The following is a 24,503-nucleotide window of genomic DNA, read 5'->3' on the forward strand; positions in this document are numbered from 1 at the left end:
AACCCGGCCTGGTGCCGGGTTTATTGCTTGAGGGCTATGAAATTTTCGCCTCATGCTCTGTGTTGACGGTATGGGTGAACCCCCGCATGTCAGCACCCTCGGCCAATACCTTGGCATCAGCTAGCAGGTGCGGGTAGCGATCCAACAACCGCATCAGTAGCACCAGCGGTTTGGGTGGCAGGAGCTCACCGCGTTCGTAGCGTGAAAACGCGTTGTGGCCACCGCCTGACAAAAGCTCCACCGTTTCTTTTTGTGTGAGGTGCAGCTTACGGCGGATGCGTTTCATCTCGGTGCCGATCATTTTTCGTGCAGCGTGGATGAGTTCATCACCTGCTTTCGCGTGGCGCGCTGAGCTATCGGGGTCATACATGCCGTCCCGGCATACATGGCATTCCCAGCCGGAAAGGTCATCAACACCACGCTCCATCCCTTTGACACTAAGGGTTTCGCTGCGCCCCTCGAAGCGTGTCATTCCTTCGGGCGCACCGCATATGCAGCATTGTTGGGTTTTCATGAGTTGCGCTCCTTGAAGGAGATTACCGGTGGGGTGCCGCCTATGCAGTAAGTGACCTTTATGTAAATCTCCATGCCGTGTGAACTGATGTGGTACACGTCCTGCCAGACCCGCCTTTATCACCGCCAAGTTGTAATGAGGTGTGTACTTTTCCATAAGACACCTGAAGCCAATAATTACCCTCTAAGGGTATTTTACCAATCGAAAATACTGCTCCTTTTCCTGCCCAAGAACCCTAGTGCGTTGCCTTTGTAGGCAGCTGCGAATAGCCTGTGGGAAAATTCATCCCATGATTGGCCGTCCTGCAGGCGAGCTGCAGGCACTGCGCTCGGCAAGATCCGCAACGCGCCAAATCCCTCTGCCGGCAGTTGATCAATGACCCCTGAAACGCAACGCAAGACTGAACTTGAAGAGCTGCTGATTGACGCCGAGGCCGACGATGAGGGTGTGCAACACGCGCAGCCGAGTGTGGTGCGACCCTGGTTGCTGTTGCTCGGCCTGGTCCTGGTGGCACTGAATCTGCGCCCGGCGTTGTCGAGCCTGTCGCCGTTGCTGGCCGAAGTCTCCAGCAGCCTGGGTTTGTCGGCGGCCAAGGCCGGCTTGCTGACCACCTTGCCGGTGCTGTGCCTGGGCCTGTTCGCGCCCACCGCGCCGCTGCTGGCGCGACGTTTTGGCGCCGAGCGCGTGGTGTTGGGCATTTTGCTGACCCTGGCCACCGGGATCATCCTGCGCAGTTCGTTCGGCGAGGTGGGGCTGTTTGCCGGCAGCCTGATTGCCGGTGCGAGTATCGGTATCATCGGCGTGTTGCTGCCGGGCATCGTCAAGCGTGATTTCGCCAGGCAGGCCGGTGCCATGACGGGGGTCTACACCATGGCCCTGTGTCTGGGGGCCGCCCTGGCCGCCGGTGCCACTGTGCCGTTGAGCCATTATTTCGGTGGCAGTTGGACCATCGGCCTGGGTTTCTGGATCCTGCCGGCCCTGGTGGCGGCGCTGTTCTGGTTGCCCCAAGTCGGGCAAAAACACGGCGCCCACCGAGTCGCCTACCGTGTGAGGGGCTTGCTGCGTGATCCGTTGGCGTGGCAAGTGACCCTGTACATGGGCCTGCAATCGTCCCTGGCCTACATCGTGTTCGGCTGGTTGCCATCGATCCTGATCGGTCGCGGCCTGAGTGCGACTGAGGCCGGGCTCGCGCTGTCCGGCTCTATCATCGTGCAATTGTTAAGTTCCCTCGCGGCTCCCTGGCTGGCTACGCGGGGCAAGGACCAGCGGCTGGCGATTGTGGTGGTGATGCTGCTGACCCTTGGCGGGCTGTTCGGTTGCCTCTATGCGCCACTGGATGGCCTGTGGGGTTGGGCGATTGTGCTGGGCCTGGGCCAGGGCGGCACCTTCAGCCTGGCGCTGACCCTGATCGTGTTGCGCTCGCGCGATTCCCATGTGGCCGCCAACCTGTCGAGCATGGCCCAGGGCATCGGCTACACCCTGGCCTCTCTCGGCCCGTTTGCGGTCGGCCTGGTGCATGACTGGACCGGCGGCTGGGCAGCCATTGGCTGGATCTTCGCGGTGATCGGCCTGGGGGCCATCATTGCCGGGCTGGGCGCCGGGCGTGCGCGCTATGTGCAGGTCACCAGCGAGAAGGTTTAGAGATACACCACTTCCAGCGTGGCCGAGCCATCGAGCGGGGTTTCCACACTCAAATCCAGATTCTGGCGGGCATTGATCACCGTCTGCACCGTGACATTGCCCCCCAGGGTACCGATGGCCGTGGGCCCGCTGACGCTGCCCTCCACGTCGGTAAAGCCCAGGTAGCTTCGCGAGCCAATATCGATGGGGTCGAGATTGGAGGTGCGCCACGCCAGGCCGCCGGTGGTGGACTCGGTGCCGTACACCTGCGCGGTGTTGCTGGCCTGGGTTTGGCGTGGGTCGAAGGTCATGGAATAGACACCCAGGCGGTTACCGCTCTTATCGAACCCCAGCCCGTAGTAAATCTCGCTGTTGACCATGGCCGAACCGTCACGGTTGTCACGCATGCGCAGGGCGTAGCGGACGGGGCCACTGCAGGCGATGGCGAAACGCAGGGTCTTGGCGGGCAGGCGTGTGCCGGTCTCCAGGTTCAAGTCCTGCTGGGCGATCTTGCCGTAGTCGATCAGCGCGCCGCCGGGGAACTGCGGCAGGCAGGCGGCAGGAACGATCAGGCCCTGGACATTCAGGTCCACTGCCGAAGTGGCCCACGCAGCGGGCAAGCACGCCAGGAGCAACAGACTAAAAGGGATACGGGTTTTCATGGGACGGACTCCTTACAGGGGGGGCTCAGGGGTAGACGATTTCGAGCGTGCCGGAACCGTTGATGTGCACCACGTCTCGCAGGTCCAGGGTTTGCATCGGCGCCAGGTAAGTCTTGATGCGCATCGTGCCGGTCAGCGCCTGCAGGGCGACCGGCCCGGTAGTGACGCCGGTTTTGTCGGTAAAACCCATGATGCTGTTGGCGGCCATGGGGATTTGCCGCGCGGTGGAACGGCTCCACGCCACGCCATTGCTGGTGGAGTCGGTGCGGTACAGCGTGGGGAAGGCATCGGCGCTGAATTCGGCCGGGTCGATGGTCAGGTAAAAGCGCCCGATCTTGTTGCGGCTGGCATCCAGGTCCAGGCCATAAGCCGTTTCATCGGTGCCGCCCGTGGCAGAACCGTCGCGGTTGTCCTTCATGCGCAGGGCGAAGCGGATGGGCGCGTCGCAGGTCACGCTCAGGCGCAAGGTGCGGGTGGGCAGGGGCGTTTCAGTGCTGGCGTTGAGGTCTTTGGCGTACAGAGTGCCGTAGTCCACCACGCCTTGATCGGACAAGGTTGGCAGGCAGGCGATAGGCGCGAAGTGCGCGCGCAGTGTCAGTTCCCGGTAGCGCCCGTGGTGCGCGCCGTACAACATGCCTGAGACTTCCCACGTGGTCGCATCGCGTACTTGGGTGGCGGCAGGGGCGGCCCAGGCGCGCAGGGTCAATTGCAGCGCCAGGGTTTTTCCGCTGAGTACTGTGCCTCGTTCGACGGGTGCTATGCCGTGGCCGGGTCGCCATTCCATGACGCTGCCGGTGGCGACGGGCGCCTGCCCCACGGCGGGCAGCACACCCAGCTCCACCGCGCGGCCGTCGAGCAGGGCATTACCGACTTCAATGGCATAGCTGCCGTGCTCGGTAAACTGCCAGCGCTGCGGGCTGGCGGCTTGCGCACGGTAGAACAGGCTGAGGTCTTCGGCCTGGGGGCAACTGACGGTCACACTCAAGCGACGCTCGCCGAGCAGGCGCTGCGGTGCGCTGTCGCTTTGGGCCAGGCGGCTCATCAGGCCGAGATCCAGCAATGGTTCACTGACGTTCAGTTGGCACTCTTCAAAAGCCTGGGCTGTGCCGGCGGCGCCGATCAACAGCCACAGGCACAGGGGGCGCAAACAGCTTGCAAGGGGCATGGCGGGAATCCTCACGGGGCGTGACAGCGTGCGGGGGCCGTTTCGAAGTACACCGAGGGGTCGGCTTTTTCCGGCAGCGAGTAACGCAATTGGCAACGACTGCCTTGGGGCGTGGTGATCCACAGCGTCGATTGGCCCAGCACATTGGGTAGAAACACCTGGCTGCCGTCCTGCACCAGGGTGATGAACTCACCTTCGGCACTGCTGACCGAGGCACCCGCCGGCAGCGGCGCGCCCTGGTCGGTGCTGACGGTGAGCAGCAGGCGGCGGGTCAGGCCGACGCCGAACTCGACGCGGTCCACGGCGCCGCGTCCGGCCGAAATCATGGCCAGGCCGTTGGTGATATCGGCATTGCGCGGTAGTGAACGGGTCTGCACTTCCACCGGGCTGCGTCCGTAGGCGGCGACCTGCGGCACCACGGCCTGGCCTTGCCAGTCGGTCCACACAGGGCCGCTGGGAGTGCTGAGCTTGATGCCGCTCATGTCGCCGACTGACACCAGGGCGAAGGTGTCGCGCACCGGATAGGGGGAAAAGGTCACGCCGTCGCCATGCAGCACCACGCCGCCGCGCGCACCGCCTTGATAGCTGGAACGCTCGGCATCGGAGCGGCTGTAACTGACATCCAGCTGGCTGTAGCGCGGCAGCGCGGAGATGCCCAGGGTGGTTTCCACTTGATGGTCGCTGCTGTCGTGCTCGGCGCTGACGCGATAGCTGAGCTGGTCGTCGATCTGTTCAGTGATGCCCAGGCCGGCGCGGTTCTCGCCGCCGGAGTTGCGCACCCAGCTGCGCAGCCGGCGACTCTCGCCCAGCGGTACGCTGATATTGAAGTACACCGCGTTGTCCTGCTGCTGGCGGCCGCCCATTTGCCATTCGGCACTGGCCGACAACGACACGGCCCCAATGCTCGTGCCCCAGGAGGCCAGCGCACGGCTGCTGCTGTCACCGGCAAAATTGGCCGAGCGTGAAACACCGGCACTGAATGCACCCAATCGCGGATGGGACCAGCCCAGGTTGAGGCTTTGCTGGTCGCGGTAGCGTGAATCACGGTTGCTGTCGTCGCGCGTGTAAGTGCTTTCTTCGAGTTCGCGGTAGCCGATGCTGCGCCAGGAATTGGCGGCGCTGATCGACCATTGTTCGCCCAGGCGCTGGGACCAGGACAGATCGGTCTGCACGCCGGAGACCTTTTCCCGTGCCTGGCTATTGGACACTTGCGTGGACAGTTGGATCTGACTGTCCAGCCACGGCAACCAGCCCAGGCCGGCGCCCACCGAACGGTATTCACTGGCCGCCAGCACGCCCGTGCCGAGGGTCAATTGCGGGTGCAGGGCGCCGGTCCAGCCGCCACTGACTACCCACGGATCCTCGCCTTTGGCATCGCCCACATTGCGCACCCGGCCCGCTGCCACGGAGTAACCCGGGGCTGGCAACCCGAGCCCGAGCATGGCGGCGGGCACGGTGAAGCGTCGTTCACCGCCGACGCTCTCCTTAATCGTGACTTCAACGTCCGAGCGCGTATTCAAACGACGCACATCGGTCAGGGCAAAGGGCCCGGCGGGCACCACGGTGGAGTGAATCAACGCGCCGTTCTGACGGATTTCCACTTGTGCCGGGCTATTGGCGATACCTTGAATCAGCGCGCCCTGGCCCTGTTCCTGCAGCGCATGCTCGGTGAGCACCTGCACCCCGGTGATTTGCGCGCCGGACAGCACGGGGTTGTAGAGATTGATCTGGCCGGCCTGCAACACGGCCTGGTGGCTGGCAAAGGTACGTTGTGCGTAGGTTTCCAGGTGGCTGCTGCGTGACAGCCCGTCCTGCCAGGTCTGCACCTGGCGGCTGCGCACGATCCAGTCGCCGGCATTGAACCCCACCTCGGTATTGGCCGAACCAAAGCGGCTGGCGTCATCGCCGAAGCGGTTGTAGAAGCCGCTGAGGTCGTAGTTGAGCAGCCCGGCAAACCCGCCGGTTTCGTAGCCGGAGATGTCCTGCTGTACGGGGCGCAGGGCGTCGGTGGGCACCACCAGCGACACCGTCAATGTCGCCGGGTCTGGTTCCACCAGGGTTTGCGGATACCGCGCAAGAAAATCATGGCAGTCCTCGGTTTCACCGGGCGGCATCAGATTGGCGGCGTCCAGCAAAGCGCGGTCAAAGCACAGATTGCCTTGCTGATCGAAGTTCACCGCCAACCGACCACGGCGCTGACCGTTGACGCGCAGGTTGACGGTGTGTTGGCCGGCCGCGTAACGCGGTGCGGCCAGCAACAGGCTGGCCAGCTGTGGGTCGATACCGCGTTGTTGCAAGGTCTGGGCATCGAAGCCGGACGGGCTTGAATCTTCGGCGCAGACGTTGGCGGGTATCAGCGCACACAGCAGCAACACCAGCACCAGGGCAGGGCTGGCAGAGGGATCGGGCACGGCTTCGCCGTCACGGTAACTCAATACTGTTTTCACGCAAGGTACTCGAGTAGTGAGCGCGCAGGCCCCGTGAGCCTGGCGTTCTGGTGACGATCAATAAGCCGTCACTTCGTTACTCAGGCGGCGCAGGGAGGTACGCCGCCTGGGGTGTTCCGTCAGAAGCTGATGGGGGCGTCGTAAGCCTTGACCGCAAACCCGTACACCGTGGCCGGCTGCAGCCTGACCGTCTTGGCCTGGCTGCTGCTGGCCGGCACGCTCAAGGCTTCGCCGGGCAGCACATAGGTCCGTGGCAGCAACGCCTTGCCGTTACCGGGCAGCAGTTGCAGCTCCTGCGCCAGGCGCACCACGTACGGCGTGTCGTTACGCACTTGCAATTGGCCTTCGCGCAGTGTCCAGGTCAGGTCGGTCCAGGGCGTGCGGTTGGGGGCCAGGCCCTTTGGGTGCACAATCACCGGCAGGTTCTGGCGCACGGTCACGCCCACGCGGGCATGCCCGGCGGCGGTGGCGGCGCGGCCCTGGGGCATGCCTTCGAACACCGCGCGTTTAAGTCGCTGGGTCAGTAATGGCTGCTGATTTTGCAAAATGAAACGCACCAACTGGGACTTGGATGCTTCCACCCGTGACAGCGGCGGTGTCACCACCAACAGCGGTTCGGTGTCTTCCGGTATGTCCTGCAAGGTCACATGCAACAGGGCGAGTTGGCTGTCGGTGTTGGTCACCGACACGGACGCTTCGCCGTCCTCTTCATGCACGATCACCACGGAGGTGTCCGGGACCATGCCGTCGGCTTTTACCTGATTGCCGAGCACTAGCAGCAAGGCAATGAGGCCGACAGCGGTGTTCGAGAATGTCGTCGTCATGACGGGTTTCCATTAGCCAAAAAAGGGATCGGTCAGAGGTAGCGCAGGTCCAGGACGATGGCGCCGTCAAGCGGAACTTCCTGGTTCAGGGTCAGGTACTGCGAAAAGTTGATGGCCGTGCTCACCTGAAGCTGGACGGTCAACTGGCTGATGAAGTCGGGTTGACGGTCACCTGGCGGCGCAAAGGCCATATGGGTGCGTGGGTAGGCATTGGGCTCCTGCGTCCAGGTTTCGCCGTTGTCGGTGGAGGCCAATACCTGCATAGGCTGCGCATCGCCCACCGCGTTGCGATAGGACAAGGCTACCGAACCCAGGCGCTCCTCTGGGACGTGGATATTCCTGCCCAGGCCGTAGAAATAGTCGGGGGCCGAGGAGGAGTCGGCGCGATTATCGATACCGACCAACGCAAACAGCATGGGCCTGGCGCACCGCACGCGCAGTTCGAGCACCTGGATAGGCAGCACGGTGAACTCATCGGCATTGAGGCTGTGGGAAGGGATCTTGCCGTGATCAACAGTGCCTTCATGGGTCAGCTCGATATAGCAGGCATCCGGGGTGACTCGGCCGGTGACCGTGAGGTCCACGGCCGACGCCCCGTGGGCACCGGTCATCGCGGCCAGGCAAAGCACGGGCAACGCCAGGCGCAGCCCATGCCTGCCAACGTACAAGGGATGGGCAGCCATGGGTTACAGGTACTTCACTTCAAGGGTGGCGGAGCCGTCAATGTTCACTTCGTTGCTCAGGTCCAGGCCATCGGCACGAAAGACAAAGGTCTGCACCTGCAGATCGACTCGCAAATCCTTGACTGCCAGCGGCTGACTGTCGTCCTCCATTGAGGCCACCGACATGTACAGGCCCGGATCCCAGAATTTCTCGCGGTACCAGGTATTGCCTTGGTCACCCGATGCGATGGGCTGCACCACTACTCCGTCTTCGGCGACGGGGCTGACCAAGGTAAGGCTGTAGCCACCAAGCCGCTGGGTCTCGTTGATAAAGCCCAGCCCATAGCTAAGCGAGGAACCTGAGGCTGCACGGTTGTCAATCGAGTGCACGGCAAACTGGATCGGGGCATCGCAATTGACCGCCATGCTCAGAGTGTGGTTGCCGATGATTGTATTTTTGTCTGGGTTCAAATCCTTTGCAGATATCTTGCCGTGGTCGATCACACCACCTGCGGACAGGCTTGGCGTGCAGGCGCTCGGCACGATCAGGCCCTTGACGGTCAGGTCCACGCTGGATGCGGCGAAGGCATTGGCCGAGCTGAGCAGCAGTACACTGGCGGCCAGGGTGGTCAAACAGGTTTTCATCGGGAGGCTCCTTAGAGGTAATTGACTTGCACGGTGGCGTGGCCGTCGATGGGCACTTCGTCGGTCAGGGTGAGGTTGCTGGCGGGGGCAATGTGGGCGATCAGACGTATTTCTGCGTCCAGCTCCTGCACCGCAATCGGCGTCAGGCCGTCGTTGTCGGCGACCGCCGTCAACAAGGTGTGGCTGAGCATTACCGAAGGCATCCAGGTCACACCGCCATCCCTGGAAGTGATGGTGCGTACCGGTACGCCATCGGCTACCGGCATGTACAGGCCAAGCCCTGCATCGCCGACTTTTTCATCGTTAGGCGTCATGCCCAAGCCATGCCAGCTGAAGTGACTGGCGGTGGTGCCCGCGCGGTTGTCGATGGTGTTCAGGGTGAAAAATGTCGGCCCCTCGCAGCGCACGCTCAAGTGCATGGTTTCTCGGGGCAGGTCGGTGTAGGTGTCGGTATTGAGGTCTTTGACCGACACCTTGCCGAAGTCGACGACCCCGCCGCCGGAAACCACGGGCGCGCAGGCGGCGGGGGTGATGCTGCCGCGTACGAGCAACTCGGTGTTGCTGGCGGCGAATGCTGCGGGGCATAACAGCAAGGCACTTAACAAGCTGGGGGCGAAAACCTTCATGGTCAGTGGATCTCCTTAGGCATTGGGAATGGTTAAGGCATTACAGGTATTTCACTTCAATCGTGGCGGAGCCGTTGATGGCGACCTCCGTGGTCAGGTCCATGCCGGCTGTTGGAGCGATCATGGTTTGCACGTCGAGGTCTGCCGTCACCTGCTGGACCGGAGTGGGTGCCCAACTGCCTGTCGAGCGAACGCCAAACGAAGTAAGGTAGGAGACCGGCCATATGTCGCCTGGGACAACATCCCGCCAGGTGAGGCCATTATCGGAGGACTCAAGTAAGGTGATCGCCGCGCCGTCGGCCATGGGGTTTTCTAACGTCAGGGTGTACCCGCCCAATTTTTTTCCGCTGACCAGGCCCAGGCCGTAGCTGTTCATCGGGTCATGGGCGTTCCCTTGATTATCGACGCCCTTCAGGGCCAGCAGGGTCGGCGCATCGCAGGTGATCGCCAGTTGCAGGGTGTGATTGCCGAGCAAGGTCCAGTTGTCCGGTTTCAAATCCTTGGCCGCAACTTTCCCGTGGTCGATAACCCCACCGCTTGAAAGGCCGGGAGCACAAGCGCTGGGCGTGATCAGCCCCTTGACGGTCAGGTCCACGCTGCTGGCGGCGAGCGCGGATGAACTCATGACGAGCAACAGGGCACCGCTCATCAGGCGTACAGGGGTTTTCATTTCAGTTTGTCCATCGCAGATTGGCGGATATCAAGGCGCGTGCAGGCCAGCGCCCCTTCTCTAGAGGTGGGTGGTTTGCTGGGCGACGGTCTCGATGGTTATTGACGGTTGCCGGGGGGTGGCAAGCGGTCCCTCTATCGGGGAGGGCACAATTTAGCGAGGGACCTGCGTAGGGGAAATACAACTAATACGACACTGGCTTGGTGCGGCGGGCACCTATGAAATATGTGCCTCTTTCGTAGTTGTTGTATCGGCTACAGGCATCCGAAAGGTTATTTGTTTCAGGCCGATAACCATCAAAAGAATGTGGCGACCCTCACTGCGCAATAGGCCTGCATGGCTGTTGCATCAGTGTGATGCGTTGCCGCCGGATCAATAGCCATGAAGAGGTACGGATGGTTTCGCGGGTAGGTTCAAGCGCAGGAACGAGCCGCAAGCCGAAGTCGCCTGTTGTTCCCCCCCTTCATTGGCAGCGACTGAGTGTCCTGGTGGTGGAAGACCACGCAGCCTATCGCCTGGTGCTGGGCTGGTTACTACAGAAATTGGGCCTGAGGCATGAGTTGGTCGCAGACGGATTCATGGGGTTGATGGCGTTCACCAGCCGGTCCTTTGACTTGGTCATCAGTGATTGCCAGATGCCCTTGGTGGACGGCTACAGCATGGCCCGCGCCATTCGACAGCATGAGCGTGATTACCGGACGAGGCGCGTGCCGATCATCGCCTTGACCGCCAACTTGCAAAACGACAGCCCCAGGCGCTGCCGCGAAGCCGGCATGGATGCCTGGCTGCTCAAACCCTTGACCCTTGAACAACTGCACGCTGTACTGCTGCGCTGGTTGCCTGGCGATACCGGTCCGCAAGCCGGCCAGCAGGCTGAAGCCGCTGCGAGCTGGCCGACCCGCGCCACGCTTGTCGCCACATTTGGCAGCGACCTGATGGTCGATCAGTTGCTGGAAAGCCTGCTGGTCGAAGCGTGGGAAGACCATCGTGTGTTGCGTCATGCTTGTTCAACCCTGAACGCGGCACTGGCTGCCGAACGCCTGCATCGCCTGGTGGGTAGCCTGGTGTTTCTGGGTGGTACCGACCTTGAGTTAACTGCAATGCAATTGATCGAACAGCTCCAGCGCGATGATATTGCGTTCCACAAGGTACAACTGGAGGTATTCCAGGCACGTTTGTGCGTCTATCTGGAATATTTGTCCAGCATTTGAAACCTGCGCTGCAAAAGTTTTCAGTTCTTTGTCGGGCTGGTTTTGGCTGTAGGCTTTTTCCTGTTGTGCTGTAGTCCAAAGATTAGCCAGTACTGAACATTGGGCATGGCTGCAAGGGGCTCTTTGTTAATTGTTGTTGATGATCGCTGGTAGATGTATTTTGCGCGGATTCAAGTTGCCATCATTCGTGGGTACCTATGCTTCGAGTAATTATTGCTGACGATCACCCCATTGTTCGTGTCGGACAACGGGTAGTAATCGAGGCGAATGGCAGATGCAAAGTGGTCGGTGAAGCCGACGGACCCGATCAGTTGCTTGACGTGTTGAGTAAAACCCCGTGCGACGTGCTGGTCACGGACTTTGCCATGCCAGGCGGTCAGCAGGCCGATGGCTATGGCTTGTTGGGGCTGCTGCACCGTCAGTATCCGCAGGTGCCGGTCATCGTGGTGACGATGTTCGCCAATATCGCCATATTGCGTGCGTCTTTTGCCCACGGTGTAAGAGCGGTGGTCGCCAAGAGCGCTTCGGCCAAAGAGTTGCCCCTGGCGGTCAAGGCCGTGTGTGCCGGCCAGACCTTCACCAGCGAATCCCTGCGTGCGCAGCTGGTGGAGGCGGGGGTGGGTGACCAGTCCCGGCAGCCGCAGTTGTCCGACAAGGAGCGCGAGGTGGTGCGCATGCTGGCCAGCGGCATGACCGTCAGCCAGATCGCGGCACAGGTCAATCGGAGTATTTCTACTATCAGCAAACAGAAGAGCACGGCCATGCAGCGGCTGAGTATCTCGACGGATGTCGATTTGTTTGCCTATGCGCGTGATGCGGGGATGGTGCCGTAGAAAGTGACAGTTATATGACGGCTTTGGGTTGATGAGTGCGCCAGTAGCGATTCGTATTACTTGTATTTGGGTTTATTTAAGTCTCCAGTAACTTGGCACGGTCGCCCTGCTGTTGCAGTGGTTATTTATCTATTAATTGAGTCGAACTTACAGGTTTGGTGAGGCGCTTATGTGTGTCTGTTTAAGCCTGTTAACAAGCGACCTAAAGTGAGCATTGATATGCCGTCTCGTGCACTTATTACCGTTACGTTATTGCTGGGGAGTGTTTCCAATGTGATCGCCGCGTCCAGCGTAGATCTAAGTGTTGTCGGCGTGATCACGCCTTCGGCCTGTACACCGACCTTGTCCAACAGCGGGGTGGTGGACCATGGAAAACTTTCGGTTCAGGACTTCCCGGCTAACGAAATGGTACTGCCACAGGCTACCCTGCAACTGGAGGTTATTTGTGATGGGCCGCTATTGATGGCGGTCAAGAGTACGGATAACCGTGCCGGAACTGCGAATGTTTACTCGTACGTTGATCCGCGCTCCGTTTATGGTTTGGGCTTGGCCAGTGGTGGTGAAAAGATCGGTAGATACACGTTCAGGACGGCTAATGCTACAGCCGATGGCAACCCCGCCGCCGTGATCGAGTCCGTGGACCAAACCACCTGGATGGGGGCTGATGTGGCGGTCTGGCAACCAGGCTGGATGCGCTCCGTCAGTAGTGGCGGACTCACACCCATGGCCGTGACGACCTTCAAGGCAGACCTGTTGCTGGACACAGTTCTCGCATCCAAGCGGTCTCTGCCGATTACCGAGGAAATCCAGATCGACGGCAGCGCCACCTTGGATGTGGTCTACCTCTGACCGCGCCGGGCATCACTCATTCCCATGGCGAATAGCAATGGCTTTCCAGTGTGACGCGGATTATCGTTCAGCACCCCTGACTAGCACGGTGCCTGCCCATGAGTGATGCCCATAACGCCCTGATTACCGAGTTCTACCGCGCCTTCCAGCGCCTGGACGCCGAAGCCATGGCCGCCTGCTACACCGACGATGTGCTGTTCAGCGACCCGGCCTTCGGCGAACTGCGCGGGCGTGATGCCGGGGATATGTGGCGCATGCTCACCACCCGGGCCAAGGATTTTTCCCTGACCTTCGACAGCGTGCGCAGTGATGAGGCCGCCGGCAGTGCGCATTGGGTGGCGACGTACCTGTTCAGCGCGACCGGCAATACGGTGGTCAACGATATCCAGGCACGCTTTGTGTTTCGCGACGGCAAGATCTGTGAACACCACGACAGCTTCGACCTGTGGCGCTGGTCGCGGCAGGCGCTGGGCGCCAAGGGCGTGTTGCTGGGGTGGACGCCGCTGGTGAAGAACGCCGTGAGGGCCCAGGCGAATAAAGGGCTGAAGGCATTCCAGGCCAGTCGTTGATAAACTGGGCGCCCCTTAGCGTTGCTGAACCCATCTGTGAATACGCCTGAACCCAAACCCTGGTTCGTCTACCTGGTACGCGCCGCCAATGGCTCGCTGTATTGCGGCATCAGCAATGACCCGGTGCGCCGCTTTGCCATGCACCAGAGCGGCAGGGGCGCACGGTTTTTCCTCTCCAGCCCCGCCATTGCGCTGGTGTACACCGAGCAATGCGCGAGCAAGGGTGAGGCGCTGCGCCAGGAGCGCTTGATCAAGAAATTGAAGAAGAGCGCCAAGGAGTGCCTGGCGGCGAGTGTTCATCACGCTGACTGATAGGTTCCCATCACACCGCCGAGGGCTTTTGCGCGGTAATCTGCTCGCTCACTCGCCAAGCGGAACCCCGTATGTCTGAGCTCATCCTGCACCATTACCCGACCTCACCCTTCGCGGAAAAAGCGCGGCTGTTGCTGGGCTTCAAAGGCTTGTCCTGGCATTCCGTACACATCTCGCCGGTGATGCCCAAGCCCGATCTGACGGCCTTGACCGGCGGTTACCGCAAAACCCCGGTGCTGCAAATCGGTGCGGATATCTATTGCGACACCGCCCTGATCGCTCGCCGACTGGAGCAGGAAAAGTCCTCGCCAGCCTTGTTTCCGTTGGGCCAGGAAATGATCACCCAGACCTTCGCCACTTGGGCCGACAGCGTGGTGTTCGCCCACGCCGTCAGCCTGGTGTTCCAGCCCGAGTCGGTGGCGGTGCGTTTTGGCAAATTACCGCCGGAGGCCATCAAGGCCTTCATCGCCGACCGCGCCGCACTGTTCAGTGGCGGCACGGCGAGCAAGCTTCCGGCTGAGTTGGCCAAGCATCAGTGGCCGGCGATCATGGCGCGGTTGGAGCAACAGTTGCAGCGCGAGCCGGGGGACTTCCTGTTCGGCGCGCCGTCGATTGCCGACTTTGCCTTGGCCCACTCGCTGTGGTTCCTCAAGGCCACTCCCGTGACTTCGCCGTTGGTGGACGCTTATCCGGCGGTGCTGGCATGGCTGGGGCGCGTGCTGGGCTTCGGCCACGGCACCGCAAGCCAGATGAGCGCTGAGCGGGCGCTGGAGGTTGCCCGCAACGCTACCCCGGCAGCGTTGCCCGATGAGGTTTTCGAGGATTTGAATGGCTTCAAGGCCGGCCAGCAGGTCACGATTGCCGCCATCGACTATGGCGTCGATCCGGTGGCCGGAGAACTGCTGTTTGCCGGGCGCGAAGAGCTGATCCTGCGCCGCACCGACGAACGCGCCGGCACCGTGCATGTACATTTCCCACGCTTTGGTTTTCGCATCCAGGCGCAATAAAAAAATTTGCAAATAAAGATGAGGTAAACCACCAGCCCATCCGTGTAGTGCTTGAAACTGCGATCAATTCGCATTAACAGCGTTTTCTACACGGGTGCTCACAGCATGAAATCAACGGCGGGCGGTTGGGTCAAACAGTGGCTGGGAGCCTCGGTATTCACGGTGACGGGGCTGGCATTGCTGCCCCTGGCCGTGGCGCAGGCGCAGGAGCAGCAACGCGCCCAGTTCACGTTTGCCCTGGCGGCCAAACCGCTGCCTCAGGCGCTGAGCGATTTCAGCCGGGTCACCGGGATCAGCGTGATTTACACCGATGAAGCGCCTTACGGCCTCAGCGCTCCGGCAGTCAGCGGACAGATGAGCGCGACCCAGGCCTTGCAACGCCTGCTGGGCAATTCCGGTTTCACCTTCCGCCAGATCGACGCCCGCACCCTGGCCCTGGAACCTGTGCCTACCGACGGCGCGGTCAATCTCGGCGCTACCACCATCAGCGGCGCCAACCTCACCCAGGACAGCACCAGTTACCAGCCGCCGCCGACCAGCTCGGTGATGCGTTCCCATGGCCTGCTGCTGGAAACCCCGCAGACCGTCAACGTGGTCCCGGCTCAAGTACTGCGCGATCAACAACCGCGCAATCTGGATGACGCGCTGGGCAATATCAGTGGTATCACCCAGTCCAACACCCTCGGCAGTACCCAGGACGCGGTGATGTTGCGAGGTTTTGGCGACAACCGTAACGGCTCGATCATGAAGGACGGCATGCCGGTGGTGCAGGGCCGTGCCTTGAACGCGACGGCCGAGCGTGTCGAAGTGCTCAAGGGGCCGTCGTCGTTGCTGTATGGCATCCAGGACCCCGGCGGCGTGGTCAATATCGTCAGCAAAAAGCCCGAACTGGTGCAGTCCACCTCCCTGACGGCGCGGGGCTCGACCTTTGGCAGCGGCAAGAACGGCAGCGGTGGCGGCCTGGACACCACCGGCCCCCTGGGTGACAGCGGCCTGGCCTATCGCCTGATCGTCGACCATGAAGATGAAGACTACTGGCGTAACTACGGTACCCACCGCGAGACGTTGCTGGCGCCGTCGCTGGCATGGTACGGCGACACCACCCAAGTGGTGCTGGCCTATGAGCACCGCGAATTTCTTTCGCCGTTCGACCGTGGCACCGCCATCGATCCCAAGACCAACCATCCGCTAAACATCCCCGCCACTCGCCGTCTGGATGAGCCGTTCAACAACATGGAAGGCCGCTCCGATCTGTATCGCCTCAACGTCGATCATGATCTCAACGACGATTGGAAAGCCCATTTTGGCTATAGCTGGAACCGCGAAACCTACGACGCCAGCCAGGTACGCGTGGTCAAGGTCAACACCAACGGCACCCTGACCCGCAGCATGGACGGCACCCAGGGCGCGCTGACCACCGACCGCTTCGCCACCGCCAGCCTTGAAGGCAAGGTGAATGTGGCAGGCATGCAGCACGACCTGGTGTTCGGCCTGGATGACGAGTACCGCAAAATCTACCGCGCCGACCTGATCCGCCAGACGCCGCGTGGCGTTTTCAACTACAACGACCCGGTGTATGGCAACGAAGTGGCAGGCTCCAAAGTCAGCGCGCCGGACAGCAACCAGACCGACCTGCTGCGTAGCGACTCGTTGTTCTTCCAGGACGCCATTCACCTGAACGATCAGTGGATCCTGGTCGGCGGCGCGCGCTACCAGATGTACGACCAATACGCCGGCAAAGGCGTGCCGTTCACCGCCAACACCGATGGCAACGGCCAGAAATGGGTGCCGCGTGCCGGGCTGGTGTATCGCTACACCGATGAGCTGTCGTTCTATGGCAGCTACACCGAGTCGTTCAAACCCAACTCCACCATTGCGCCGCTGGCCAACAAGACCGTACTGGATGGCAGCCTGGACCCTGAAGAATCCAAGGCCTGGGAGCTGGGCACCAAGTTCGACTTGCCGGGGCGTATCACCGCGAGCGCGGCGCTGTTCACCATCGATAAGCGCAATGTGCTGGTACAGGTGGGCGACGGCTTGACTTCGGTCTACAGTGTGGCGGGCAAGGTGCGCTCCCGTGGGCTGGAAGTGGATGCCAGCGGCCAGTTGACCGACAAGTGGAGCCTGATCGGCAGTTACGCCTACACCGATGCCGAGGTCACCGAAGACCCGAGCCTTAAAGGCAATCGCTTGCAGAACGTGGCGAAAAACACCGGCTCGCTGTCGGCGGTGTATGACTTCGGCAGTATCCTGGGCGGTGATCAACTGCGCGTCGGTGCCGGCGCGCGTTATGTCGGTGAACGGGCAGGGGATGCGGCCAACAGTTTCGAACTGCCGAGTTATACCGTGGCCGATGTGTTCGCCAGTTATGACACCCGGCTCGACGGGCAGAAGGTTAAGTTCCAGCTCAATGTGAAGAACCTGTTTGACCGCACCTACTACACCTCGTCGGTGAACACGCAGTTCGTGTCCATCGGCGATGCACGGCAGGTATCGGTGTCCAGCACCCTTACCTTCTGACCGCGGTTCGCTTTATGTGGGAGGGGCTTGCCCTGATGCCAGTCAGTTAAGCGAACGAAATGCTTAAAGCAGCGAGGATCAAATGTGGGAGGGGGCTTGCCCCCGATGACGGTGTGTCAGCAAACACTAATGTTGGTTGACACACCGCTATCGGGGGCAAGCCCCCTCCCACATTGACACCTGAGCTGTTAGCGTTGCGGGCATTCGATGCTTACGGAAAACGCGACTGATGTCTTTTGCCAAATGGTTACACACCGGCGCCCTGCTGGCCGGCTTGAGTTTTTTACTGGGCGGCTGCGCCAATGTTTCGCAAACCACCACTACCGCGACGCTCGACAAGCTGCTGGCCGACCCGGCGCTGCAAGGCGCCACCGTCTCGCTGATGGTGCGCGATGCCCGCACTGGGGCCACGCTCTATCAGCACAACCCACGCACACGCTTGGTGCCCGCGTCCAACCTCAAGCTGCTGACCACCGCCGCAGCGATGGATGTGCTGGGCCCGCAATACCGTTTCGCCACGCAACTGTTGAGCGATGGCATCCGCCAGGGCGACCGTCTTACCGGCAATCTCTACCTGCGCGGCCTGGGGGATCCGACTGTTCAGTACGCCGACTATCAGGCGCTGGCGGCGCAATTGGCCAGCCAGGGCGTGCGTCAGGTGCAGGGCGACCTGGTGTTTGACGACACCTGGTTCGATGCTGAGCGCTTGGGTGTCGACTGGTCCCATGATGATGAAACTACCTACTACGGCGCGCAGATTTCCGCGCTGACGGTGGCGCCCAACACGGATTTTGATGCTGGCAGCGTGTTGGTCACCGCCAAGGCGCCGGTGCGGGTTGGCCAGCCTGTCAGCGTGGACATCTATCCGCCTACCCATTACCTGCAACTGAGCAACGGCGCCGTCAGTGGGCCGGGCAACAGCTATGGGATAAACCGCCGGCATGGCACCAACTTGTTGCAGCTCAGCGGCGCGGTGGCACCGGGGCGGCAGAGCCAGCAACTGGTCAGCGTCTGGGAGCCGACGCAACTGGTAGCCAATCTGTTTGAACACGCCCTGGCACAACAGGGCATTACGGTGCAGGGGCGTCGCGTGATGGGCGGGGCGAGCCCGGCGGCGGTGACGATGCTGGCCGAGCATCAATCGGCGCCGTTGCAGGCGTTGATCGTGCCGCTGCTCAAACTCTCGAACAACAGCATGTCCGAAGCCTTGCTCAAGGCCATGGGGCGCCAGACCGCCAACAGCGGCACGGCGGCGGCGGGCGCAGTGGCGGTGGCCGGCTTTCTCAAACGCCAGGGGCTGGACACCACGACGCTCAGTCAGGTCGACGGCTCCGGCCTGTCCCGGCGTAACCTGGTGTCGTCGCAATCCCTTACCGAGGTGCTGCTGGCCGCCGGCAAACAGCCGTGGTTCAACGCCTGGTACAACGCGTTGCCGATTGCCGGCAACACCGACCGCATGACCGGTGGTAGCCTGCGCTATCGCTTGCGCGGCACGCCGGTGGAAAACAACCTGCATGCCAAGACCGGCTCCATGGGCGGCGTGTCGTCACTGAGCGGCTACGTCACCGACGCCCATGGGCGCAGGCTGGTGTTCTCGATGCTGAGCAACAACTATGTGGTGGACGGCGCGCAGATCAAAGCGCTGGAAGACCGCATGGCAGTGGCGCTGGCGCGCTGGGACGATTGAGTCAGGGTTGATAGCCCATGCGCCAACTCACGGCCCGGGTCGCCGCCAGCAAATGCTGCGCCGCCGCACCGTCTTCATCGGCGTGAAACAGCGAGGTGGGGCCGACCACCGTCATCACCGCCGCCACGTGCCCGGTCGCGTTGAACACGGGCGCTGATAACGCATCCACCCCGGGCATCAGCAAGCCATGCACAAAATGCAGGCCACGGCTGCGGATCTGTTCGCAGAGCGTGGCGTAGGCCGCATCGTCCGCCAAGGCGTGGGCGGTGCCGGCCTGAATCTCGCGTTCACGCAATTCCACGGTCTCCCGCGCCGGCAGGTAGGCGCTGAACACCAGGCCGGTGGATGAGCTGAGCAGCGGCAAGACTGAACCCAGCTGTGTCACCACGGTGACGGCGCGCACCGCCGGTTCGATCTGCACCACAGTCGCCCCCTGATTGCCCCACACCGCCAGAAAGCAGGTTTCATTCAACTCATCGCGCAGCTCCGCCAGCGGCAGTGCGCCGACCTTCAACACATCCATGCTGCCCAGCGCCGCCAGGCCCACGCGCAACGCTTCACGGCCCAGCCCATAGTGGTTGGTGGCCGTGTTCTGTTCGGCAAAGCCCGACGCGATCAGCGCCTGCAAGTAGCGGTGGACCTTGCTCGCCGGCATCTGCACATGGTCGGCCAGGCGCGACAACGAGGTGGAGGGCGACAGTTGCGCCAGGGCCTTGAGGATATCGGTGCCCACCTCGGCCGAGCGGACTTTCTGTTTACCGGTGTCGCGGGGCTTTTCCATGGGGGAGCGAGAATCCGAGAGATAAGTGGGCGTCTTTATAGCTTGACGCTCTCTGACGATCAAATTACGTTATGCGTAACTGGATTACGATAAAAACAACTGACCCAGAGGATGCTCCATGAACCTCGACTACCTGTCGGGCTTTGGCAATGAATTTGCCAGCGAAGCCTTGCCTGGCGCGCTGCCCGTTGGCCAGAACTCGCCGCAGAAAGCGCCCTACGGGCTCTACACCGAACTGTTCTCCGGCACCGCATTTACCATGGCGCGCAGCGAAGCGCGGCGTACCTGGCTGTACCGCATCCAGCCGTCGGCCAATCACCCGGCCTTTATCAAGCTGGAGCGGCAATTGGCCGGCGGGCCCCTGGGCGCGGTGACGCCCAACCGGTTGCGCTGGAACCCGTTGGAAGTGCCAGGTGAGCCGACCGACTTTATCGACGGGCTCGCAGGCATGGTAGCCAACGCCGGGTCGGAAAAACCCTCAGGCATCAGCATCTACCACTACCGTGCCAATCGGTCGATGGAACGGGTGTTTTTCAACGCCGACGGCGAATGGTTGATCGTGCCCGAACAGGGCCGGTTGCGTATCGTCACTGAGCTGGGCGTGCTGGAAGTCGAGCCGCTGGAAATTGTGGTGTTGCCACGCGGTCTCAAATTTCGCGTCGAACTGCTCGACGCCCAGGCACGCGGCTACGTCGCCGAAAACCACGGCGCGCCGCTGCGCCTGCCGGACCTTGGCCCGATCGGCAGCAACGGCCTGGCCAACCCGCGCGACTTCCTGACGCCGGTCGCGCACTACGAAGACCTCAAGCAACCGACCACCCTGGTGCAGAAGTTCCTTGGCGAGCTGTGGGCCTGCGAGCTCGACCATTCGCCGCTCAACGTGGTCGCCTGGCACGGCAACAACGTGCCGTACAAATACGACCTGCGCCGCTTCAACACCCTCGGCACGGTGAGCTTCGATCACCCGGATCCGTCGATTTTCACCGTCCTGACCTCGCCCACCAGCGTGCATGGCCTGGCCAACCTCGACTTCGTGATCTTCCCGCCGCGCTGGATGGTGGCCGAGAACACCTTCCGGCCGCCGTGGTTCCACCGCAACCTGATGAACGAATACATGGGCCTGATCCAGGGCGCGTACGACGCCAAGGCCGAGGGCTTCCTGCCCGGTGGCGCGTCGTTGCACAGCTGCATGAGCGCCCATGGCCCGGATGGCGAAACCTGCACCCGGGCGATCAATGCCGAGCTGGCACCGCACAAGATCGATAACACCATGGCCTTCATGTTCGAGACCAGCCAGGTGCTGCGCCCCACCCAGTTCGCCTTGCAATGTCCGCAATTGCAGCCCTCTTACGACGCATGCTGGGCCGCGCTGCCCGCCACCTTCAATCCGAATCGGAGATAACCCATGACTCAACCAACGCAGACCCGCAGCTGGGTGGCCTCGGCCAACGGTCACGCGGACTTCCCCCTGCAGAACCTGCCGCTGGGTGTGTTCAGCATCAATGGTTCGGCGCCGCGCAGTGGCGTGGCGATTGGCGACGCGATCCTCGACCTGCACGCGGCGCTGGACGCATTTGAGGGTGAGGCCCGGCGCGCAGTGGAAGCCACCGCCGGTGGCCAGTTGAACGCCTTTTTTGAACTCGGTCGCGGTCCCCGCGTGGCGTTGCGCGAGCGCCTGCTGGAACTGCTGGCCGAAGACAGCACCCTGCAAACCCGTGAGGCGCGGGTCTTGCACCGCGCCGCCGATTGCCAGATGCACCTGCCAGCCAGGATCAATGACTACACCGACTTCTACGTTGGTATCGAACACGCGCAGAACGTCGGCAAACTGTTCCGTCCCGACAACCCGCTGTTGCCCAACTACAAGTACGTGCCGATTGGCTACCACGGCCGTGCCTCGACCATTCGCCCCTCGGGCACCGAGGTGCGTCGTCCCAAAGGCCAGACCTTGCCCGCCGGCCAGTCCGAGCCGACGTTCGGCCCCTGCGCACGCCTGGACTATGAGTTGGAACTGGGTATCTGGATCGGCCAGGGCAATGCCATGGGCGACTCAATCGCCATTGGCGATGCGGCCGAACATATCGCCGGCTTCTGCCTGCTCAACGACTGGTCGGCGCGGGATATCCAGGCCTGGGAATACCAGCCGCTCGGGCCGTTCCTGTCCAAGAGCTTCATCACCAGCATCTCGCCGTGGGTAGTCACGGCCGAAGCGCTGGAGCCATTTCGCAAGGCGCAACCGCCGCGCCCCGAAGGCGATCCGCAGCCGCTGCCGTACCTGCTGGACGTTCGCGACCAGAAGGCCGGCGCCTTCGATATCGAGTTGGAAGTGCTGCTGACCACCGCATCAATGCGTGAACAGAACCTGCCGGCCCATCGCCTGACCTTGAGTAACACCCAGCATATGTATTGGACCGTGGCGCAAATGGTGGCGCACCACAGCGTCAACGGTTGCCAATTGCAAGCCGGTGACCTGTTTGGTTCGGGGACCTTGTCGGGGCCGCAGCCGGGGCAGTTCGGCAGCCTGCTGGAAATCACCGAAGGCGGCAAAAAGCCGATTGAACTGGCGTCCGGCGAGGTGCGCAAGTTCCTCGAAGACGGCGATGAAATTATCCTGCGTGCCCGCTGCCATCGTGAAGGCTTCGCCTCCATCGGTTTCGGTGAATGCCGTGGCATCGTGGTCGCCGCACGCTGAGAGGGCAGGATTATGGAACTGTATACGTACTACCGTTCTACCGCGTCGTACCGGGTGCGCATCGCCCTGGCCCTCAAGGGCCTGGATTTCACGGCGGTGCCGGTCAATTTGCTGGTGCCGGCCGGCGGCGCCAATCGCCAGCCCGAGTACCTGGCGATCAATCCGCAAGGGCGCGTGCCGGCCTTGCGGATTGATGAGGGGGCGCTGCTGATCCAGTCACAGGCGATCATCGAGTACTTGGAGGAATGTTATCCACAGGCGCCGTTGCTCTCAAAAGACCTGGTCGCTCGAGCCCATGAACGCGCATTGGCGTCGATCATCGCCTGCGATATCCATCCGTTGCATAACTCCAGTACTCAGAACCTGCTACGCAAGTGGGGGCACGATGAGGAGCAATTGCTGGAGTGGATTGGGCATTGGATCAGCCAGGGCCTGGGCGCGGTGGAGCAGTTGATTGGCGACACAGGATTCTGCTTTGGCCAGCAGCCGGGCATGGCGGACGCGTTTCTGATTCCCCAGTTGTATGCCGCCGAACGTTTCAAGGTGCCATTGGGTGCGTACCCGCGCATCGGCCGAGTGGCGGCGTTGGCGGCCCAACATCAAGCCTTCATGCAGGCCCACCCCGCCAACCAACCTGATACCCCATAGACTGCATGGGTCCAAATGTGGGAGGGGGCTTGCCCCCGATTGCTGTGTATCAGCAATAAATTTATCAACTGACACACCGCTATCGGGGGCAAGCCCCCTCCCACATTTGATCGTGCCAACCTAATAAAAATAAAGGTACCTTGCGATGCACAATCAGATTGCCAGCTTTCGCGCAGCACTCGACGCCCGTCCGGTGTCGCGCTACCAGTGGTTGATCCTTGTGTTGCTGGCATTGCTGCTGGTGACCGACGGCTACGACGCCCAGGTGCTGGGCTATGTCGTGCCGGCCCTGGCCAGGGACTGGGGCCTGGAAAAAGCCGCGTTCGGGCCGGTGTTCAGCGCCAACCTCCTCGGCCTGACACTCGGCTCGCTGCTGGTAACGCCGCTGGCGGACCGCTTCGGCGTGCGACGCATCCTGCTGGGCTGTGTGTTGATTTACGCCAGCCTCACCGTGCTGATGGTGTTTGCCAGTTCATTGACCACGTTGATGGCCGCCCGCTTTATCTGCGGCATCGGCATGGGCGGCGCGATGCCCAGCGCCATGGCCCTGATGTCGGAATATTCGCCGCCACGCATGCGCACCTTCATGGTGACCCTGGCGGCCTGTGGTTTCTCGTTCGGCGGCGCGGCGGGTGGTTTTGTCGCAGCCGGGTTCATCGACGGTTTTGGTTGGCAGGCGGTGTTTCTGGCGGGTGGAGTGACGCCGTTGCTGCTGTTCCCGTTCCTGCTGTGGTTGCTGCCCGAGTCCCTGCCTCGTTTGCTGCGGGATGCGCCGCCCTACCTGCGTTTGCGCAAAGTCACCGCGCGCCTGTTGCCCGACTGGCAACCGCCGCCTGCCAGCGAAGCCGAAAACCGTCAGGAGCAGGGCAGCCAACTGACGGTGCTGGAGCTGTTTCGCAATGGCTACGCACGCCCGACGTTGCTGATCTGGGCGACCTTTTTCGTCAGCCTGATCCTGCTGTACTTCATGATCAGTTGGTTGCCTTCGCTGCTGCTCGAAAGCGGCCTGGCGCTGAACCAGGCCAATCTGGTGACCTCGATGTTCCTGTTCGCCGGCACCTTGGGCGCCATCCTCATGGCCTGGTTTGCCGACCATCTGAAAAGCAAGGTGCGACTGCTGTCCGGGGTGCTGGCGGCGGCTGCGGCGTGCACCGTGTTGCTGGGCCTGAATCATGACAACCCAGGCTATCTGGTGGCCTGCGTGTTTGCCGCCGGGTTCTGCATCATCGGCGGGCAACTGACCCTCAATGCGTTCGCCAGCAATTTCTACCCGGCGCACGTGCGCGCCACCGGCACAGGCTGGGCGCTGGGGGTAGGGCGTTTCGGATCAATCCTGGGGCCGTTGTTCGGCAGCCTGTTGCTGGCGATGCATATACCGGTGCAGCAGATCTTCTTTTTCTGCGCGATTCCTGCGGTGATTGCAGCATTGCTGATTATCCAGGTGCGCTCGCCGGGACCCACTGCACCGAACACCCCATTGCCTGGCTGTAGGAGCGAGCTTGCTCGCGAAAAACGTTAACGATAACGATAACGCGGGCATCCTGGTTAGACGGGGTGTC

General features: G+C 61.9%; 23 protein-coding genes and 1 pseudogene. 13 read left to right on the forward strand and 11 right to left on the reverse strand.

Annotated features, from left to right (window positions below; translation table 11 throughout):
• Positions 1-34: 34 nt before the first annotated feature.
• Both BOP93_RS04970 and BOP93_RS28095 read right to left on the reverse strand, forming a co-directional pair.
• A complete protein-coding gene (locus BOP93_RS04970) occupies positions 35-514 on the reverse strand; it encodes a type II toxin-antitoxin system MqsA family antitoxin (protein WP_104501751.1) in 480 nt (159 codons plus the stop codon).
• A pseudogene (locus tag BOP93_RS28095) lies at positions 511-627 on the reverse strand (type II toxin-antitoxin system MqsR family toxin); the annotation flags it as partial. The pseudogene BOP93_RS28095 and the gene BOP93_RS04970, both read right to left, overlap by 4 nt.
• A gap of 262 nt (positions 628-889) precedes the next feature.
• Here BOP93_RS28095 and BOP93_RS04980 point away from each other — a divergent pair.
• On the forward strand, positions 890-2,155 hold the full coding sequence (locus BOP93_RS04980) for a CynX/NimT family MFS transporter (RefSeq protein ID WP_104501752.1): 1,266 nt from the start codon (positions 890-892) through the stop codon (positions 2,153-2,155).
• Here BOP93_RS04980 and BOP93_RS04985 read toward each other — a convergent pair.
• The 8 genes from BOP93_RS04985 to BOP93_RS05020 form a co-directional block, all read right to left on the reverse strand.
• Positions 2,152-2,796, reverse strand: a complete 645-nt coding sequence (locus tag BOP93_RS04985; RefSeq protein WP_104501753.1) for a DUF1120 domain-containing protein — start codon at positions 2,794-2,796, stop codon at positions 2,152-2,154. The two genes, BOP93_RS04980 and BOP93_RS04985, sit on opposite strands and share 4 nt — an antisense overlap.
• Before the next feature lie 25 nt (positions 2,797-2,821).
• Entirely contained in the window at positions 2,822-3,961 is a 1,140-nt protein-coding gene (locus BOP93_RS04990; protein WP_205885789.1) for a DUF1120 domain-containing protein, read from the reverse strand.
• An 11-nt stretch (positions 3,962-3,972) separates the two neighbouring features.
• Entirely contained in the window at positions 3,973-6,408 is a 2,436-nt protein-coding gene (locus tag BOP93_RS04995; RefSeq protein ID WP_205885793.1) for a fimbria/pilus outer membrane usher protein, read from the reverse strand.
• A gap of 119 nt (positions 6,409-6,527) precedes the next feature.
• Positions 6,528-7,232 carry a fimbria/pilus chaperone family protein gene (locus BOP93_RS05000; RefSeq protein WP_104501755.1) on the reverse strand — a complete coding sequence of 235 codons (705 nt, stop codon included), beginning with the start codon at positions 7,230-7,232 and terminating at the stop codon, positions 6,528-6,530.
• Between the two features lie 32 nt (positions 7,233-7,264).
• Entirely contained in the window at positions 7,265-7,915 is a 651-nt protein-coding gene (locus BOP93_RS05005) for a DUF1120 domain-containing protein (protein ID WP_104501756.1), read from the reverse strand.
• A gap of 3 nt (positions 7,916-7,918) precedes the next feature.
• On the reverse strand, positions 7,919-8,539 hold the full coding sequence (locus tag BOP93_RS05010) for a DUF1120 domain-containing protein (RefSeq protein ID WP_104501757.1): 621 nt from the start codon (positions 8,537-8,539) through the stop codon (positions 7,919-7,921).
• A gap of 11 nt (positions 8,540-8,550) precedes the next feature.
• Positions 8,551-9,165: a DUF1120 domain-containing protein gene (locus tag BOP93_RS05015; RefSeq protein ID WP_104501758.1), complete on the reverse strand. Its 615-nt coding sequence runs from the start codon at positions 9,163-9,165 to the stop codon at positions 8,551-8,553.
• Between the two features lie 40 nt (positions 9,166-9,205).
• The gene (locus BOP93_RS05020) at positions 9,206-9,835 is read right to left on the reverse strand and encodes a DUF1120 domain-containing protein (RefSeq protein WP_104501759.1); all 630 of its coding nucleotides are present in this window, start codon (positions 9,833-9,835) and stop codon (positions 9,206-9,208) included.
• A gap of 395 nt (positions 9,836-10,230) precedes the next feature.
• Between BOP93_RS05020 and BOP93_RS05025 the strand changes: the two genes are divergently transcribed.
• The 8 genes from BOP93_RS05025 (at position 10,231) to dacB (ending at position 18,823) form a co-directional block, all read left to right on the forward strand.
• Complete coding sequence (locus tag BOP93_RS05025) at positions 10,231-11,046, forward strand: response regulator (RefSeq protein WP_104501760.1); 816 nt, start codon at positions 10,231-10,233, stop codon at positions 11,044-11,046.
• Between the two features lie 197 nt (positions 11,047-11,243).
• A complete protein-coding gene (locus tag BOP93_RS05030) occupies positions 11,244-11,879 on the forward strand; it encodes a response regulator transcription factor (protein WP_104501761.1) in 636 nt (211 codons plus the stop codon).
• Positions 11,880-12,086: 207 nt separating this feature from the next.
• Positions 12,087-12,728, forward strand: a complete 642-nt coding sequence (locus BOP93_RS05035) for a DUF1120 domain-containing protein (protein ID WP_237140397.1) — start codon at positions 12,087-12,089, stop codon at positions 12,726-12,728.
• Positions 12,729-12,826: 98 nt separating this feature from the next.
• On the forward strand, positions 12,827-13,297 hold the full coding sequence (locus tag BOP93_RS05040) for a nuclear transport factor 2 family protein (protein ID WP_104501763.1): 471 nt from the start codon (positions 12,827-12,829) through the stop codon (positions 13,295-13,297).
• A 36-nt stretch (positions 13,298-13,333) separates the two neighbouring features.
• Positions 13,334-13,609: a GIY-YIG nuclease family protein gene (locus BOP93_RS05045; RefSeq protein ID WP_104501764.1), complete on the forward strand. Its 276-nt coding sequence runs from the start codon at positions 13,334-13,336 to the stop codon at positions 13,607-13,609.
• A 71-nt stretch (positions 13,610-13,680) separates the two neighbouring features.
• Positions 13,681-14,616: a glutathione S-transferase family protein gene (locus BOP93_RS05050; RefSeq protein ID WP_104501765.1), complete on the forward strand. Its 936-nt coding sequence runs from the start codon at positions 13,681-13,683 to the stop codon at positions 14,614-14,616.
• A gap of 105 nt (positions 14,617-14,721) precedes the next feature.
• Complete coding sequence (locus tag BOP93_RS05055; protein WP_104501766.1) at positions 14,722-17,136, forward strand: TonB-dependent siderophore receptor; 2,415 nt, start codon at positions 14,722-14,724, stop codon at positions 17,134-17,136.
• A 229-nt stretch (positions 17,137-17,365) separates the two neighbouring features.
• Positions 17,366-18,823, forward strand: coding sequence for a D-alanyl-D-alanine carboxypeptidase/D-alanyl-D-alanine endopeptidase (dacB, locus tag BOP93_RS05060; protein ID WP_104501767.1), 1,458 nt, complete (start codon positions 17,366-17,368; stop codon positions 18,821-18,823).
• A 1-nt stretch (position 18,824) separates the two neighbouring features.
• On the opposite strand, the gene BOP93_RS05065 is transcribed toward dacB, so the two are convergent.
• Positions 18,825-19,604 (reverse strand): IclR family transcriptional regulator, encoded by a 780-nt coding sequence (locus BOP93_RS05065; RefSeq protein WP_104501768.1) that lies wholly within the window; start codon positions 19,602-19,604, stop codon positions 18,825-18,827.
• 118 nt (positions 19,605-19,722) lie between these two features.
• On the opposite strand from BOP93_RS05065, the gene hmgA reads away from it, so the two are divergent.
• From hmgA to BOP93_RS05085, 4 genes are all read left to right on the forward strand, one after another.
• The gene (gene hmgA, locus BOP93_RS05070) at positions 19,723-21,006 is read left to right on the forward strand and encodes a homogentisate 1,2-dioxygenase (RefSeq protein ID WP_104501769.1); all 1,284 of its coding nucleotides are present in this window, start codon (positions 19,723-19,725) and stop codon (positions 21,004-21,006) included.
• Between the two features lie 3 nt (positions 21,007-21,009).
• The gene (fahA, locus tag BOP93_RS05075; RefSeq protein ID WP_104501770.1) at positions 21,010-22,296 is read left to right on the forward strand and encodes a fumarylacetoacetase; all 1,287 of its coding nucleotides are present in this window, start codon (positions 21,010-21,012) and stop codon (positions 22,294-22,296) included.
• Between the two features lie 12 nt (positions 22,297-22,308).
• Positions 22,309-22,944 (forward strand): maleylacetoacetate isomerase, encoded by a 636-nt coding sequence (gene maiA / locus BOP93_RS05080; RefSeq protein WP_104501771.1) that lies wholly within the window; start codon positions 22,309-22,311, stop codon positions 22,942-22,944.
• 145 nt (positions 22,945-23,089) lie between these two features.
• The gene (locus BOP93_RS05085) at positions 23,090-24,463 is read left to right on the forward strand and encodes an MFS transporter (protein WP_237140398.1); all 1,374 of its coding nucleotides are present in this window, start codon (positions 23,090-23,092) and stop codon (positions 24,461-24,463) included.
• Positions 24,464-24,503: the final 40 nt, after the last annotated feature.

This window comes from Pseudomonas orientalis (assembly GCF_002934065.1).
Lineage (GTDB): Bacteria > Pseudomonadota > Gammaproteobacteria > Pseudomonadales > Pseudomonadaceae > Aquipseudomonas > Aquipseudomonas orientalis_A.